The organism is Lysinibacillus sp. BNK-21 (assembly GCF_048684915.1).
GTDB classification, from domain to species: domain Bacteria; phylum Bacillota; class Bacilli; order Bacillales_A; family Planococcaceae; genus Lysinibacillus; species Lysinibacillus capsici.
Genome location: NZ_JBLQTS010000001.1, coordinates 3,580,036 through 3,596,481 on the forward strand (window position 1 = coordinate 3,580,036; position 16,446 = coordinate 3,596,481).

Consider the following 16,446-nt stretch of genomic DNA (forward strand, 5'->3'; position numbering starts at 1 on the left):
TTCATCTGAATATTCTTCTGTTATGGTAAGGTTTGATTTGATTTATCTGTAGATTCTTCGCTATCTTGTTTTTCATTTTTCGTCTCTTCATTATCTTGCTCTTCTCTACCCACTTCTTGTGTAGTAGGTTCAAGATATATTTGCGTATAATAATCTACAAAGGCGCCAGAACCAACGCGTGTATATCGATCATTCAAAAGAACTTTTCTATGTTCAGGAGAATTTGTCCAGCCATGCATGGCTTCAATCGCATCAAAATAAGCAGTTGCCAGGTTTTCGTTCGCTTCACTATACTCGATTTTTTGCGTCTGTAATCGTTTTTTTAGATCACCATAGGTTGGAGATTCATGCGCTAAAAAATTTTGCACCTTCATGTCCTCACTATGCATTCTTGCTGCTTCCTCCAATGATTCATCCATTTCTAAAGGAAGTAAATCATGATGGACTCTTGTTACATTTAGCAAATCGTCTAATTGTTTAGCACTAGCCACATCAATTTCTTGCTGTAAGAAAGAGGAAGGTGGAGCACGTCTAACAAGCTCCCCTTGATAGCTCATTTCATATGGCTGATGAAGGACAAGTGTTTCACTGTCTGTATATCGTATCCCTTGCAACTCACTTGTCTCCCTATCTATGTAAAGCTGTGCATAAAGACCATCAAATTTGATAAGCAGCCTTGTTTGCATATCTTCTTCACTCATTGAGAAAATGAAAATATTTTCGCCTACAGTGGCGGCTACCTCATAATCAATGATCGTCATTCTGTATATTTCATCACGTTTTTGGCCTACTTTAAAAGGAAATGCATCAATTTCTTGTCCTGCTATGTAAATTTGTGTCACAATATTATTATCAATACCAATCATAAAAAAAGTTGAAACGTCTTCATTGTAGACCCACCATTGATAACCGAATGAAGACGGCTCTTTTCTTGCAGGCTCCCCATATTGTTCTAAAACAGTTTGTGTGCCTTTTCCTATCAATGTGGATATACCCGTTTGTGGACGTGTCATTGCTCCTATTGCAGGTTCCTGCTTTAGCTGTGTTTGAGGTATGATATTCGAATTGGTATTTGGGCCTTCTAGTGGCTCATTTTCCTTAGGGGTATTAAAAAACATAAAACCAATTAATGCAACTGCACCACAAACCATTAAAATGCGGAATAAAGCTTTCATACAGGGCTCCTTTTCATCACCATTATTGTAAGTTATTATATCAATTGTAATTGGGTTGACACAATGTTGTCATTGCAACAATGTCGAATATGCTCTATTATAAAAATGAGCGTATACTTTGTACGAGAACCTAAAGGAGGACTATACATGTATTTTGAAAATACTAACCTTGAAAATTTAACAGCTGATCAAGAGCTACTTGTCAGCATTATGAAAAAACATGGTTTAGAATGTGATGGCGGCTGGGATTACGAGCGTATGACATTCGATAAACGATTCGATACTCGTGAAGGTCGTTATTACCTACGCGTATTCGCATATGCTATTTCTGGTGACGTAGGTGCACACGATGCTATCCTTACATTAATGAAACCAGTCCTTGGTAAATACTATTATCCGCATGGTGTTGAATATGGAGATGACGAGGTTTATCCAGCACACCTTGTAAAAAAATGTGAAGAAATCTTAAAAAAGGTTAAATTAGAGTTAGATCAATTCTCAATCGAGCCTACAAATAAAAATAACTTTGAACCTGTTAACGCACGCTAATCTTTCGTACATTGAAGTGACGGCAAGTAAGCGTAAATAGCTTCATGGTTGTAAAAAGACTGGTGGTCCAGTCTTTTTTATTTTGAGTAAAAAAAATTTTTTTTCTCATACTACCTATATCTATTACAAGATGTAGGTGAGAAAAATGTTATCATTTTTTAATCGTCCTTTTTTTCGTCATCCCATTATTGTTATTGCAATGGGTATACTGATCCTTTGGTCCATCTCCATATCATTACCAATTTTACTTGCCTACTTAACCGCGTTATTGTTAGAACCAATCATCGTTCGAATGAGCAAACGGTTTAGAAAAAAACGGAAAATCGTTGTCTTCTTCTTTTTTTTGTTTTTTCTAAGTATATCTTTATTATTATGTACACTAATCCTTTATATAAGCTGGAAACAATTTTCTTCCTTTATTATTGATATACCTGATTATCTTAATCAATTGTCTGCCCTATGGATTCAAATGCAATCTAAGCTCAGCAATTACACCTATCATTTACCGGTAGAGCTAGTTTCACAAATTCAATTTATGATTGCAAAAGCTTTAGCATCCATCGAAAAATTTTCTTTATCCTTAACGAACGTCAATGTTTGGTCAACGTTACTAACATATATTCCCACACGTCTTTTTGATATATTTGTTTATTGGATTGTGTTGTATATGTTGCTTTTAGAATTACCAACAATTAATCGTAAATTATTATCACCCGTTCCTTTTCATTACCATCAAAAAATTATCTTTATTGGCCAACGTGTTAAGCTAGCCTTATTTGGATTTCTGAAAGCTCAATTACTTGTAGGGATAGGGATCTTTGCTATATCATTCGCTGCATTTTATTTTTTAAAAACACCATTCCCTATATTGTTAGCAATTTTACTTGTTGTTTTAGACTTTATCCCTTTTCTTGATTCATTTATTTTATTAGTCCCATGGGCAATCTATCAGGTCTTTGCTGGCGATTATTTATATGCAGCTGTCTTAATTTTACTAACCATTGGACAATTTCTAGTCCGACGAATGATTGAGCCAAAAATTATTGGCGATAAAATTGGACTTTCTTCCTTGAATACCTTTATTGCCATGTTTATTGGTTTTAAAATCTTTGGATTTATTGGAATATTAATTGGTCCATTACTGGTTGTTGTAGTGCTTTCACTATTCCAACCAACTATAAAAAATCTCCCTCCTGCACAGAAATAAGGAGGGAGATTTTTTTAAAATCCTAAAATGGCTTTAATTACTGATGTTGTTTCACCAGGCTCAAATAAAATATACAATAATAAATAAACTAATACACCAGTTATGGCAACAAAGAACCAAATAATACTTGTAATTGGCCCAATTCGTCTGTGTAATTTAATGTTCATTTTCAAACCTGAAATAATACTAACGATACCAAACACAGCTCCAGATGTCGCTAAAATAATATGGAAAATCAAGAAGAACGTATAGTATGGTTTTAAATCTTCTCCACCGCCAAAAGCTGTATTTCCAATAAAGATTGTACGGGACGCATAGATGATAAAGAAAATAAGTGCTGCAACACCTGCAGCAAGCATCACTTTCTTATGTCCCTCTACATTTCTTTTTATAATTAAGCCCCACCCTATCGCTACTAGTACAGCACTAATAACGATAAACGATGTACTAATAGTAGGCAATATTTGCAATTCCATTGTCAAAACCCCTTACACAAAGTAAATTTCTATTCTTCAATTAATGTTGCTGTTGACTTTCCCACTTCTTTTGGTGGGCAGCTAAAGCGTCAGCAGTGATTTTATCTGGATCTTTTTGCTCAGATCGATACCATCTTGTGAAGATCGTACCAATTAGTACACCAAAAATAAGCTCTTGTAAGATTTTCATTAACACGCCACCTAATTGCTGATCTGCAACTGGTTTCATGTCTGTAAATAGCTCTGGTCCAGATAAAGATAATCCTGACAATGTAGAGGCTGGTACACAAAGCTCCATTGCCTTTAACCATGCATCGCCGTTTGTATATGTCTCATACATTGCATTTGGCGCAAAGATGATTAATCCACAAGCAGGTGTAATTAAAACAGCATTAGCAATAATATACGCCAATTTATGCAAAGGCTTCATTTGATTACTATTTGGCATATTTTGAATTAAAGGCCAGTACATAAACACTGCAGATAGAAATAATACAAATGTATAGGTACCATGTAATGTTTCATTTAATTTAATGTAATCCAATATGGACGGTAAATGATAGAAAGAAAATAGACCGATAAATACAAAGACAGCAACAACTGGTAATGTTAGCACTTTAAACAAAGTTCTAACTACAGGTGCCTCAATAGCCACCTTCCAAACCCACCAGGGAATCCCTTTAATTAAGAAAATAGGGACCAGCAATAACAGAATAGCCATTTGCACCATGTGCATGGTAAACATAATATGAGCCATTAAATCAATCGGAGATCCTTTGATAATATAGATGGTAATCATAGCTAAAACAAAGTAAATAGCTTCACTTTTTTTCAAAGGTTCACTTACTTTAAAATCTTTACGCCACTTTGTTGTGACTAAAAAATAGATGATTGTTATAAAAACAAGAACCCCTATTAAATACGGGCTCCACAATGCTTGGAAACCAAATATACTAAGTGGCATATGGAACGCACTCCTTTAAACTTCAGTACTCCTATTATAAAACGCTTACAGCTATACTGCAATGAACGAAAGGTGAACAAATGTTAAGTTTCAACAGTGTTTGCCTCTTTGGATACCTAAATAACCTCAAAACATAAGAAAAGCACGTTCGTACAATATAACGAACGTGCTTTTTTGGTGATTACCACCAAATGATTGTTAAAAATGCTAAGAAGAATGTAAATGCGATTAAAATTCCCATCCACATGAAGAAACCAATAACACCACCAAAGTGAGTTTTTTTATCTTCTAAGTGCATGAAAGAATAAAGTTGAAGTACAACTTGAACGCCAGCCAATAATAATACGAATGGCATAATTAAGTATTTAGAAAAATCAGCTGCAACTACTGCGAATGCGATAAAAGTGAAGAAAATCATAATCGCAAAGTTGATTACTTGTTTACGCATATGAACGGCATTATGATGACGATCATACTCATACTGTGCCTGTGACTTAGCAACTATAGGTGTATCGTGTGAAGACATTATCCGATCACTCCCATCAAGTATACTACTGTAAAGATAAATACCCAAACTACGTCGATAAAGTGCCAATATAAAGCAGCAACGAAGAATTTAGGTGCATTGTACAGGTTTAATCCACGTTTAGCATTACGGATCATTAAAGTACCAATCCATACAAGACCTAAAGTTACGTGGAAACCGTGTGTACCAACTAACGAATAAAACGCTGTTGCGAATGCAGATTGATTAAATGTAAAACCAAGGTGCACATAGTGGTTGAACTCATAGATTTCAAGTGCTAAGAATCCAAGACCTAAAGCTAATGTAATCGCTAACCAAGTTTGCATACCTTTAAAGTTAAAGTTACGCATATGGTAAATTGCATAAACAGATGTTAGTGATGATGTTAATAATAACATCGTCATAGCAAATGCTAATGGTAATTCAAATAAACCTTGAGTTGTGAACTCCATGCCAGCTGGCCCTTTGTTCTTAAGCGCTAAATAAGTAGCGAATAAACTTGCGAAAAGTACAACTTCACAGGCAAGGAAAATCCAGAAACCAACGACTTTATTTTTACCTTCCATCGTAGCTTGTTCAGGATGATCTGGCCAAGTATGAGGAGTAAATTTAGTATTGAAATCCATTATTTATTTCCTCCTTTGCCGTAAAGATGTTCTTCAATTTCAAGAATTTCTTCTTTGTGTAAATGGAAACCATGATCGTCTTTAACAGAACGAGCAATCATCGCACCAAATGTAATTGCTAAACCAATGATTAATACATAAATAGACCATGGCTTATCTGCGTCTGGATTGTAAAGTGCACCAAATGCTGCAATAAACATACCTAATGAAATAACGAATGGAATCGCTGAGTTATTTGGCATATGGATATCACCTAGTGGTTCAGCAAATGTTACTTCTTTATTACCTTCTTGTTTTTCAATCCACCATGGATCTAAACCACGAACAAGTGGAGTTTGACGGAAATTATAGAATGGAATTGGTTGTGGAATTGACCATTCTAAAGTACGTCCATCGCCCCATGGGTCGCGTCCTGCTGGTTTGCCCTTAATAGACATTAAGCAGTTGATTACCATTAAGATAACCCCTACACCCATCATTAATGCACCGATTGTAGAGATATAGTTGAATTGATCCCAACCTTGACCTTCCATGTAAGTGAATACACGACGTGGCATACCCATCAAACCTAAGAAATGTTGAAGGAAGAATGTTAAATGGAATCCGATAAAGAATACCCAGAAAGTAATTTTACCAAGCGTTTCGTTTAACATACGGTTGAAGAAAATTGGCCAGTAGAAGTGCGCTGAACCGAATAATGCTGTAACGATACCACCAACGATTACGTAGTGGAAGTGAGCAACGATAAAGTAAGAATCATGTAATTGATAGTCAAGAGGTGCAGATGCTTGCATGACCCCTGTAACACCACCCGCAACGAATGACGGGATAAATCCAAGTGCATAAAGCATTGGTGTTGTAACTTTAATAGATCCACCCCAAATAGTTAGGATCCAGTTGAATACTTTCATACCTGTTGGAACCGCAATTGCCATTGTTGCAACAGCGAAGATTGCGTTTGCTGTTGGCCCAAGACCAACTGTAAACATATGGTGAGCCCAAACCATGAACCCTAAGAAACCAATTAAAATTGTAGCGAATACCATTGAAGAGTATCCGAATAGACGTTTACGAGAGAACGCTGGAATAATCTCAGAGAATAAACCGAATGCTGGTAATACTAAGATATAAACCTCTGGGTGTCCGAAGATCCAGAATAAGTGTTCCCAAATTACTGTGTTACCACCCATTGTATGGTCAAAGAAGTTACCACCGAACATACGGTCAAATAACATCATTAATAAACCAATTGTTAATGGAGGGAATGCGAATAAGATTAAGGCACTTGATACAAGAGCAGTCCAAGTGAATAATGGCATACGCATAAATGTCATACCTGGAGCACGCATTGTAATAATCGTAACGATAAAGTTAAGACCTGAAATTAATGTACCTGCCCCTGAAATTTGTAAACCAAGAACATAGAAATCAATACCATGTCCTGGAGAGTATAAAGATAATGATGCATAAGAAGTCCAGCCCGCATCAGGAGCGCCACCCATAAAGAATGACAGGTGAAGGAATACTGCACCTAGGAAGAATAACCAGAACCCTAATGAGTTAAGGAACGGGAATGCAACGTCACGCGCACCAATTTGTAATGGTACAAGCATGTTCATAAATGCGAATAGTAGTGGCGTAGCAGCTAGGAATAACATTGTTGTTCCATGCATTGTTAATAATTCATTGAAAAAACCAGCTGATACGAAATCATTATTTGGTTTCATTAATTGAATACGCATTAATAATGCTTCAAAACCAGCGATAGCGAAGAACAATGTACCGGCTAATAAATACATCACTGCTAACTTTTTATGGTCAACAGTAGTGATGTAATCCCAGACAGCTGCTCCAAAGCCCTTTTTCTGTGTGTATGAGCTCACAACTTTTACCTCCCTCAAAATTTGTTACATAGAACGAAAATTATTTTTCTACTGATAAGCCCATGATGTAAGTTGCAAGAGCTTCAATTTCTTCATCAGATAAATTACCGTAGATAGGCGCAGTGCCATCAGCATTCATCATTAAGTTACCTGGTTTAAATTCCTCAGGGTTTTTAATCCAAGCTTTTAAACTTTCTTCATTATGCTCTAAGAAACCAGCAACACGGTTACGGTCACCAAACGTAGTTAAGTTTGGACCTGGTGTACCGCCTGCTCCTGAACCAGAGATAGCATGACAGCCTAAGCAGCTATTTGCAAAAGTTGCTTCACCAAGATCTGTTGAAGCTTTGTCAGCAGTTTGTCCTTCAGTTGCTTTCATTGCATCAACCCATGCATCAAATGCGTCTGGGCTTAATGTTTTTACTTTAAAGTCCATTAATGCATGTGAAGGTCCACATAATTCAGCACATTTTCCATAAAATACGCCATCTTTAAGATCTTTTGATTCTTTATCGAATACTAAGTAGAATTTGTTTAAGTTTTCCACGTTTGTATCCATTTTACCGCCTACAGCAGGAATCCAGAATGAGTGCTTAACATCGGCAGCTTTTAAATTAAAGTAAACTTTTTCACCTGTTGGTACCACTAGCTCTTGAGCCGTTACGATACCTTGGTTAGGATATTCGAATTCCCACCAGTATAATTTTGCCGTTACATTGATTGTTAGGGCTGTTTTGTTCCCTTCTTCATCTACCTCATCCATTGCAGCAACATCTGCAAATTTATAAGTAGTTGTAACAACTGGTACAGCGATAATTAATAATAAAATAATCGGAATAACTGTCCAAATCACTTCTAAAGTATGACTACCCTCTACTTGCTTAGGGATAACATTTTCACCTACGCGTGCACGACGGTATTTTAGGAATGCAAGTAAATAGATAACAGATACTATTACTACTACTAGCGTCATAATTACAGTAGTTAACAGTAATAAATTTAATTGTTGTTTACCTACTTCTCCAGATGGTTTTAGTGTAGAAAGATAATCTTCACCACAACCTGAAAGGAAAACCATCATCACTGCTAGAAGTGAAAAAAGACGCCATTTTTTAAGCCCTTTCATCATAGCTTAATTAAACCCCTCTTTCTTTGTTGTATTTTCATGTGTACCTAGGACATCAGTTCTGTCTATATGAATTCTTATAAAAAGAAAGAATCCCTAACTTTAGCTAAACACCGCAAATATTATGATGGCTACAAATAGTATGGTCATATGATTCAACGAATAAATAAACATTTTATTTGCCCATTTCATATCATCTTTTGTTGTAAAGCCTTTCAGAGCTAGTATTAACCAACCCAAGTTCAATGCAGTAGCAAGAGTTAAAAAGCCAATTCCAAGCTCTGTTAAAAGGAAAGGTAACGGTAATAATAAAAGAATCCAGAATAACATTGAGTACTTTGTACGTTTAAATCCCTTTACAACAGGTAGCATTGGTATTTTAGCTGCACGATATTCCTCAGTCCGTTTCATTGCAAGCGCATAGAAATGTGGTGGTTGCCATGCAAACATGATAAGGAATAAGGCTAGTGCTCCTGGACCTAAGGCAGGCTCAATCGCTGCGAATCCAATAACAGGAGGAATAGCCCCCGAAATACTACCTACAACCGTGTTACTAACATGCTTCCTCTTTGACCACATTGAATACAGAACGACATAAGCAAATATTCCTACTAGTCCCCACATGCCGGCTGCAAACGATGCCGCAAATAACAAAATTTCACCTACAATTAAAAATGAGAGGGCAATGGTCAACACAAAGTTTGGCTTAAATCTGCCTGTCACTGTCGGTCTTGCCTTAGTTCTTTTCATGATGGGATCTATATCCTGATCAATGAAGTTATTCATTGCACCTGAGCCACCAATGATTAATGCCGCACCCAGCATGGTGTAAAATATGACATCAAGCTCTTGCAAGAAATGTCTACTAGTAAACTGAAAAGCCAGCCACATCCCTGTAAACGTTGTGACAAGATTCGAGTTAACGATTCCAATTTTTATTAGTGCTAAGAAATCTTTTACAACAGATGTTGTTTCTGGACCAGGATTTCTAGTAGCCGCCAGTGTACGACCGTTTGACATAATACCTCTCCTTTCATTTTTGTAAGCATATTCCGCTAACAATAACTATAGCGAAATTTGCGATTGATTTCTAGACATTAAGTGAAATTTAGATGAAGTTGTAAAAATTAGTTTTGTCTAGAAATATAATTAAAAACAACATATCTATAGTAAAACATTTTCTAAAATGAATTGTGAAGGTTAAAGCACGAAATTATGAACAATTTGTGAAATGGAATCGACATCTAGTAGTCCCTTCTCTTTACAAGTTGTTTTTTATACGTATTTTCGATATTATCTAGTAGCAGAAACATTACGTTCTTGTAATGTTGATAGATAAAGTAGGTGACTCATTTTATGCAACACAACAGGTATTTGAAGTGGTTTGCTGTTGCCGCTACAGTAGGGATGCTCCTTATATTACTAGGTGGGGCTCTCGTTACCAAAACAGATAGTGGCCTAGGCTGTGGTCGAAACTGGCCTGATTGTAATGGATCTCTTATTCCAAAGGAGATTACACCAGAAGTCCTTATTGAATTCTCACATCGTCTCGTAACAGGAGTTGTATCTATCTCAATTCTTGTGTTAACCGTTTGGACATGGCGTAAGCTCGGACATATTCGCGAAGTAAAACTATTAGGTTTCCTAGCAATGTTTTTCTTAATTGCGCAAGCTCTTATTGGAGCAGCTCAAGTATTATGGGGGCAAGGTGATTTCATCTTAGCACTTCATTTTGGGATATCTCTGATTTCCTTTGCCGCTGTTCTTCTTCTCTCTATGATTGTATTTGAAGTCGATCGGAAATTTGATGCCGATAACGTATTTATCGGTAAAAAGTTACGTTGGCATACAATTGCTGTCACAATTTATTCTTATTTAGTCGTTTATACTGGGGCGCTAGTTCGACATACAGATTCGAGCTTAATTTGTCCCGATTGGCCATTTTGCTATAATGAAACACCTTTGGCACCCCCGAATAATATGTATGAATGGGTGCAAATGGGACATCGATTAGCTGTTCTTATTATTTTCATTTGGATAGCATACATAACTTGGCACGCTGTAAAGGAATATAAACATCAACGTGTTATCTACTATGGATGGATAATTGCCTTTACTATAGTAGTTTTACAAGTTATTGCAGGTATGTTAGTAGTTCTTACTAAACTGAATTTAACGGTAGCTTTACTGCATTCATTATTTATTTCCCTTTTATTCGGTTTATTATGCTATATGATCATGCTAGTTGCTCGAAGTAATTATAATGAGAAAAAGAAATAGCCCAGAAATAGCCCATTAAAAAAGATTCGCCACCAAAGATGTGTCGAATCTTTTTTCTATGACTATTTTTGTTTCTTCATAGCTTCAGTCCCTATAATTCCAACAATTAAAATAATCATGGATACCAGTGCATAATCTTTAAAAAATGTTGTAAAAGGAATGTCGAAATATCGACAAATTAGCGTTACGAGACGGCCTCCTAATAAAATTAAACCAATGACTAACATCCAGTTAAATAGCGCTCTAAGCATTTTTTGGCCCCTCTACTTTCATTGCTGTCCATATAATATTTGTTACTTCGAGACTGTAATCCTCTGCCGCAATCGCAAGCGGTCCCCCTATAAGCATATATTCACCAATCGCTCCTTGAATTACTTTTGCCATTACATTGACAGAGCGAACACTAAAAGTCCCCTGTTTTTTACCATCTTCCAAAATATTACATAATGCCGTCAATAGTGGGTCTTCCTCTTCATCTGGCAGTTTATAGTAAGGGATGTCATGTGCAGTCCGAGCGTTGAAGACAATTTCTAATAATGCTGCATTTTCTTTTGGGTGTGTCGCTTGATAAGCAATGCTTGCCTCTATGAAGTTTGCTAATTGTGTGACAGGGTCACTGGCAGTATATGTTTTTGTCAAAATGAAAGTTGTGGATTGCTCAATTAGTGCTTGCAGACTTTGGTTGATTAAATCTTGTCGATCTACAAAGTGATAAGAAATTAATGCTGTGCTAATAGAAGCACGTTTAGCGATTTGTGCTAAACTTGCCTTTACATAGCCTATATCATCAAGTGTCGCTATCGTAGCTTCAATAATTTGCTGCTTTCTTGCTTCCTGAATAAAGGTATTTTTATTGTTATCCATAGAATTCTCCTGATTAACCAAACATTTTTCTGATTAAGTAATCAGATTTTATATGATTTATCGCTTAAACACAATAAAAAAGGTTATGTAGATACTAATAAAAGCATCTAATAACCTTTTTTCATGACTATTTATTCAATTTCAATTAATAGATCCCCTGTTGAAATGGCATCTCCTGCACTTGCATATACCTCTTTTACAATGCCATCTTTAGGTGCTTGGACAGTTGTTTCCATTTTCATGGCTTCTGTAATTAACAGGTGATCACCACGTTTAACAGGACTACCTTTAGAAACAACAACTTTCAACACAGTACCTGGCATTGTAGCACCGATTTGGTTTGGATTGCTTGGATCGGCTTTTAATGCTAAATTGCCATCAACCTCAACAGTCATATCTTGAATCACCAATTCACGCGATTGACCATTAAGCTCAAAGTAAAGGACACGTGTTCCATTGTGTTGTGGTTCCCCGATTGAAACGAGTTTAATAATCAATGTTTTACCTTTTTCAATTTCGACCTCAATAATTTCACCAAGCTTTAAGCCATATAAGAATGTCGGTGTGTCAAGAACTGAAATATTGCCAAAGGATTCTGCTGTTTTCGCATATTCCTCAAAGACTTTTGGATAAAGTGCATAAGCCAGTACATCTTTTTTCGTAACTGGTCGATTTAACTTTTCCTCTAGCACAGCCTCTAATTGATCAAATTGAATAGGCTCTAATAATTCTCCTGGACGAACTGTAATTGCTTCTCGATCTTTTAACACTACTTGTTGTAATGCCTCTGGGAACCCGCCATGTGGCTGCCCAAGATAACCTTGGAAGAATTCAATCACAGAATCTGGGAAGTCAATCGTTTTCCCTCTTGTTAAGACTGTATTTTCGTCTAGATCATTTTGCACCATAAATAAAGCCATATCACCCACTACCTTGGAGGATGGTGTAACTTTAACAATATCACCAAATAGTAGATTTACACGGGAATACATGCGTTTCACTTCTTCCCATCGATCACCAAGCCCTACAGCTTTTGCTTGTTGCTGTAAGTTACTATACTGACCACCAGGCATCTCATGTACGTAAATCTCAGAATGCGGGCTGATCATGCCACTTTCAAAATCTTTATAGTATTTACGAACATCTTCCCAGTAGTACGATAATTTTTCTAATGCATCGATATCCGCTCGTACCTCACGTTTTCCGCCCTTCATTGCATAGTACAAGGAGTTTGCACTTGGTTGAGATGTTAGACCTGCCATAGATCCAAGCGCTGTATCAATAATATCAACACCTGCTTCTATCGCTTTAGCATATAAGTAAATTCCATTGCCACTAGTATCATGTGTATGCAAGTGGATTGGCAGACTTGTCGTCTCTTTTAACTCGGAAATTAAACGGTACGCCGCTTCCGGTTTCAATAAACCAGCCATATCTTTAATCGCTAAAATATGGGCACCAGCTGCTTCAAGCTCTTTCGCCATATCCTTATAGTATTGCACTGAATATTTCGCACGACTGTCATCGAGGATATCCCCCGTATAACAGATGGCTGCTTCAGCAATTTTTCCTGATTGACGCACAGCATCTATCGCTACTTCCATGCCTTTAATCCAATTTAAGCTATCGAAAATACGGAATACATCAATTCCTGATGAAGCCGATTCAGCGATAAATTCTCGGATTAGATTGTCAGGATAGTTTGTATAACCAACAGCATTAGCTCCACGCAGTAACATCTGGAATAACACATTCGGCACTTGCTCACGCAGTTTCGCTAGCCGCTCCCATGGATCTTCTTTTAAGAAGCGATATGCTACATCGAATGTTGCACCGCCCCACATTTCCAGCGAGAATAACTGATGCATCATGCGAGCTGTTGCATCTGCAATTTGATACATATCCTGTGAACGAACACGTGTTGCAAGCAGGGATTGGTGAGCATCGCGGAATGTAGTATCTGTTAGTAGTACGTCTTCCTGTGCTAAAATCCACTGCACTAAGCCATCTGCTCCCTGTGTATCTAAAATCTGCTTTGTACCTGCTGATGGTACGATTAAAGGATCAATTTTAGGTTGGTTTGGCTGGACAAAGATAGGTTTTGACTTCTTCTCTACACCAGGGAAGCCATTTAAGGTCACATTCCCAATATAGCTTAACAGCTTTGTTCCACGGTCTTTACGCACAGGGAACTCGAAAAGCTCTGGTGTTGTATCAATAAAGCTAGTATCAAAGGCCCCTGATAAAAACTTTTCATGAGTCACCACATTATTTAAAAACGGAATATTCGTTTTAACGCCACGAATACGGAATTCTTTTAAATTACGATCCATTTTCGCAGCAGCTTCTTTAAAGTTCATACCCGAAGTAGAAATTTTCACCAACAAAGAGTCATAGTATGGTGTAACGACAGCACCCTGGAAGCCATTCCCAGCATCTAATCGCACGCCAAAACCACCACTTGAACGGTAAACCATTAACTTTCCTGTATCTGGCATAAAGTCATTTGCAGGGTCTTCTGTTGTCACACGTGCTTGAATGGCATAGCCAATCATTGGCATATCTTCTTGCTTTGGCATATGAATTTCTTCACTGTGAAGTCCATAGCCTGCCGCTACCTTAATTTGGGCATGGACGATATCAACACCTGTAATCATTTCTGTAATTGTATGTTCTACTTGAATGCGAGGGTTTACCTCGATGAAATAAAAATCGTCTCCTGCGACTAAAAATTCCACTGTCCCTGCATTTATGTACGAGACATTCTTCATTAATTTCACAGCAGCATCGCAAATACGATTTCTTAACTCTTGTGAAATCGAATGAGATGGCGCAATTTCTACCACTTTTTGATGTCGACGCTGAATTGAGCAATCACGCTCATATAAATGCACAATATTGCCATGCTTATCGCCAATAATTTGTACTTCAATGTGTTTTGGTTTTATGATTGCTTTTTCTACATATACTTCATCGGAACCAAAAGCAGCCTTTGCCTCAGATTTTGCTCTTTCATAGGAGGAAGCAAGATCCTCTGGCGTATGGACTAGACGCATCCCTCGACCACCACCGCCAAGTGCTGCCTTAATCATAACTGGATAGCCATAATTGCTAGCAAACGTCTCTACCTCTGCTAGATCGGCTACTGGGCCATCTGTACCAGGAATAACAGGAATCTCAGCCGCAATGGCTTGAGAACGTGCTTTGACCTTATCTCCAAACATATCTAAATGCTGAGAAGTTGGTCCGATAAAGACAATGCCCTCTTCCTCACAGCGACGTGCAAATTCCACGTTTTCTGATAAAAAACCATACCCTGGATGAATCGCATCAACATCTGCATCTTTTGCGATGGCAATAATACCTTCAATATCTAAATAAGCATCGATTGGTTTCTTGCCAGCTCCCACTAAATAAGCTTCATCTGCTTTAAAGCGATGAAAAGCACCACTATCTTCTCTTGAATAGATGGCAACAGTTTGGATATTCAGCTCCGTACAAGCACGGAAAATACGAATTGCAATTTCTCCTCGATTGGCTACGAGAATTTTGTTGATTGATTCCATAGGTATCCCCCTTTATGATTGTGTTTTTTTCCTCTCTACCTTTTCAAACATAGAAACATTGATCAATATTCCCATCGCTAAAGATAGAATGATTATAGATGTACCGCCATAGCTTATAAAAGGTAACGTTACACCGGTTAACGGGATTAACCCGGTTACACCCCCAAGATTAATAAATGATTGCCAGCCTATCCAGCTCGCAATACCAGCCGCAATCATGCGTGCCAATGGATCTTTTGTCCGCAATGCAATAGAAAAACCTTTATATACAATAAATCCCAAGCCACATAAGACAATCAAAACGCCCCATATCCCTAACTCTTCCATTATGATTGCCATAATAAAATCTGTTTGTGGTTCAGGCAAATATCCTAATTTTTGAATGGATTGACCAAGGCCCCGCCCTTCTAAGCCGCCTCCGCCAATGGCATAATAACTATTCACCACTTGGTGACCACTACCATCCTCATACTCAAATGGATTTAAGTAAGACAATATCCGTCCTTTTCGATTTCCTGTTAGTAGCTCTCCCTTAAATATCCATAGAATACCAAGAATAGCTGTACCAAACGCACCTAATACACCGAAAAATTTCCAAAATGTTTTAAACGGAATGCCACTTGAAGCTACAACTGAAACGGCAATACCACATAGAATAATGACTGCTCCTAAGTCTGTTTCAAAGGCTACCCCAGCAACCACTAAAATCCATAGAAAAATTGGGTAAAAAATTTCAGTAGGTTGTAGCTTTTCAAATGTATATTTTTGCGCTTTTCGATAAAAAGCAGCTGCAAAATATAAAATTATAAATAGTTTCGCATACTCTGAAGGCTGAAAATTCCCTAATCCTGGAATAGCAATCCAACTTTGAGAGCCTACTTCATCTGCCCCATGACCAAACAATTTTAACCACGTGAATAACACCGCCAACACGACCGTTAGCAATAACATAATGTTCTTATTCGCATAATGTTTATATGGAAAAAAGGCCGCCACTATAAAACCGAGAAAAGCCACCATTAAATTGATCACTTGCTTTTGATAAAAATAATCAGGTGCTTGTTTTTTCTGTGCAATAGCAACCATCATACTTGAACTGTAAATCATTATTAACCCAAATAAACTTAATAATAGTACCGTGAAAAATAAGGGATAATCAAAATTTTGTGCATAGCGTTTTAAGTATTGTCTCATTGGAAAACCT

General features: G+C 37.3%; 15 protein-coding genes. 3 read left to right on the plus strand and 12 right to left on the minus strand.

Going from position 1 to position 16,446, the window contains the following annotated elements; genetic code table 11:
* Positions 1 to 20 precede the first annotated feature (20 nt).
* The gene (locus tag ACMGGO_RS18270) at positions 21 to 1,175 is read right to left on the minus strand and encodes a CAP domain-containing protein (protein WP_048394693.1); all 1,155 of its coding nucleotides are present in this window, start codon (positions 1,173 to 1,175) and stop codon (positions 21 to 23) included.
* Between the two features lie 147 nt (positions 1,176 to 1,322).
* On the opposite strand from ACMGGO_RS18270, the gene ACMGGO_RS18275 reads away from it, so the two are divergent.
* Positions 1,323 to 1,724 (plus strand): YugN family protein, encoded by a 402-nt coding sequence (locus ACMGGO_RS18275; protein WP_004224795.1) that lies wholly within the window; start codon positions 1,323 to 1,325, stop codon positions 1,722 to 1,724.
* A gap of 145 nt (positions 1,725 to 1,869) precedes the next feature.
* Positions 1,870 to 2,931, plus strand: coding sequence for a sporulation integral membrane protein YtvI (gene ytvI, locus ACMGGO_RS18280; RefSeq protein ID WP_081010996.1), 1,062 nt, complete (start codon positions 1,870 to 1,872; stop codon positions 2,929 to 2,931).
* Between the two features lie 14 nt (positions 2,932 to 2,945).
* Here the strand turns inward: ytvI and ACMGGO_RS18285 are convergent, their stop codons facing one another.
* The 7 genes from ACMGGO_RS18285 to cyoE form a co-directional block, all read right to left on the minus strand.
* The gene (locus ACMGGO_RS18285) at positions 2,946 to 3,407 is read right to left on the minus strand and encodes a DUF420 domain-containing protein (RefSeq protein ID WP_016992774.1); all 462 of its coding nucleotides are present in this window, start codon (positions 3,405 to 3,407) and stop codon (positions 2,946 to 2,948) included.
* A gap of 40 nt (positions 3,408 to 3,447) precedes the next feature.
* Entirely contained in the window at positions 3,448 to 4,371 is a 924-nt protein-coding gene (gene ctaG / locus ACMGGO_RS18290; RefSeq protein ID WP_004224790.1) for a cytochrome c oxidase assembly factor CtaG, read from the minus strand.
* 181 nt (positions 4,372 to 4,552) lie between these two features.
* The gene (locus ACMGGO_RS18295) at positions 4,553 to 4,897 is read right to left on the minus strand and encodes a cytochrome C oxidase subunit IV family protein (protein ID WP_004224789.1); all 345 of its coding nucleotides are present in this window, start codon (positions 4,895 to 4,897) and stop codon (positions 4,553 to 4,555) included.
* Positions 4,897 to 5,523, minus strand: a complete 627-nt coding sequence (locus ACMGGO_RS18300; protein ID WP_004224788.1) for a cytochrome c oxidase subunit 3 — start codon at positions 5,521 to 5,523, stop codon at positions 4,897 to 4,899. Before ACMGGO_RS18300 ends, ACMGGO_RS18295 begins: the two co-directional genes overlap by 1 nt.
* On the minus strand, positions 5,523 to 7,406 hold the full coding sequence (gene ctaD, locus ACMGGO_RS18305) for a cytochrome c oxidase subunit I (protein WP_004224787.1): 1,884 nt from the start codon (positions 7,404 to 7,406) through the stop codon (positions 5,523 to 5,525). The genes ACMGGO_RS18300 and ctaD overlap by 1 nt, the downstream gene beginning before the upstream one ends.
* A 40-nt stretch (positions 7,407 to 7,446) precedes the next feature.
* Positions 7,447 to 8,535, minus strand: a complete 1,089-nt coding sequence (gene coxB / locus ACMGGO_RS18310) for a cytochrome c oxidase subunit II (RefSeq protein WP_048394696.1) — start codon at positions 8,533 to 8,535, stop codon at positions 7,447 to 7,449.
* A gap of 99 nt (positions 8,536 to 8,634) precedes the next feature.
* Entirely contained in the window at positions 8,635 to 9,552 is a 918-nt protein-coding gene (cyoE, locus tag ACMGGO_RS18315; protein WP_048394698.1) for a heme o synthase, read from the minus strand.
* 336 nt (positions 9,553 to 9,888) lie between these two features.
* Between cyoE and ACMGGO_RS18320 the strand changes: the two genes are divergently transcribed.
* On the plus strand, positions 9,889 to 10,812 hold the full coding sequence (locus ACMGGO_RS18320; RefSeq protein WP_048394700.1) for a COX15/CtaA family protein: 924 nt from the start codon (positions 9,889 to 9,891) through the stop codon (positions 10,810 to 10,812).
* Between the two features lie 62 nt (positions 10,813 to 10,874).
* Here ACMGGO_RS18320 and ACMGGO_RS18325 read toward each other — a convergent pair whose 3' ends face one another.
* From ACMGGO_RS18325 to ACMGGO_RS18340, 4 genes are all read right to left on the minus strand, one after another.
* Positions 10,875 to 11,063: a hypothetical protein gene (locus ACMGGO_RS18325; RefSeq protein WP_004224783.1), complete on the minus strand. Its 189-nt coding sequence runs from the start codon at positions 11,061 to 11,063 to the stop codon at positions 10,875 to 10,877.
* Positions 11,056 to 11,676 (minus strand): TetR/AcrR family transcriptional regulator, encoded by a 621-nt coding sequence (locus ACMGGO_RS18330; protein WP_115673800.1) that lies wholly within the window; start codon positions 11,674 to 11,676, stop codon positions 11,056 to 11,058. The genes ACMGGO_RS18325 and ACMGGO_RS18330 overlap by 8 nt, the downstream gene beginning before the upstream one ends.
* 131 nt (positions 11,677 to 11,807) lie before the next feature.
* Positions 11,808 to 15,242 (minus strand): pyruvate carboxylase, encoded by a 3,435-nt coding sequence (gene pyc, locus ACMGGO_RS18335; RefSeq protein WP_416141384.1) that lies wholly within the window; start codon positions 15,240 to 15,242, stop codon positions 11,808 to 11,810.
* Positions 15,243 to 15,254: 12 nt separating this feature from the next.
* Positions 15,255 to 16,436 (minus strand): FtsW/RodA/SpoVE family cell cycle protein, encoded by a 1,182-nt coding sequence (locus ACMGGO_RS18340; protein ID WP_374806186.1) that lies wholly within the window; start codon positions 16,434 to 16,436, stop codon positions 15,255 to 15,257.
* Positions 16,437 to 16,446: the final 10 nt, after the last annotated feature.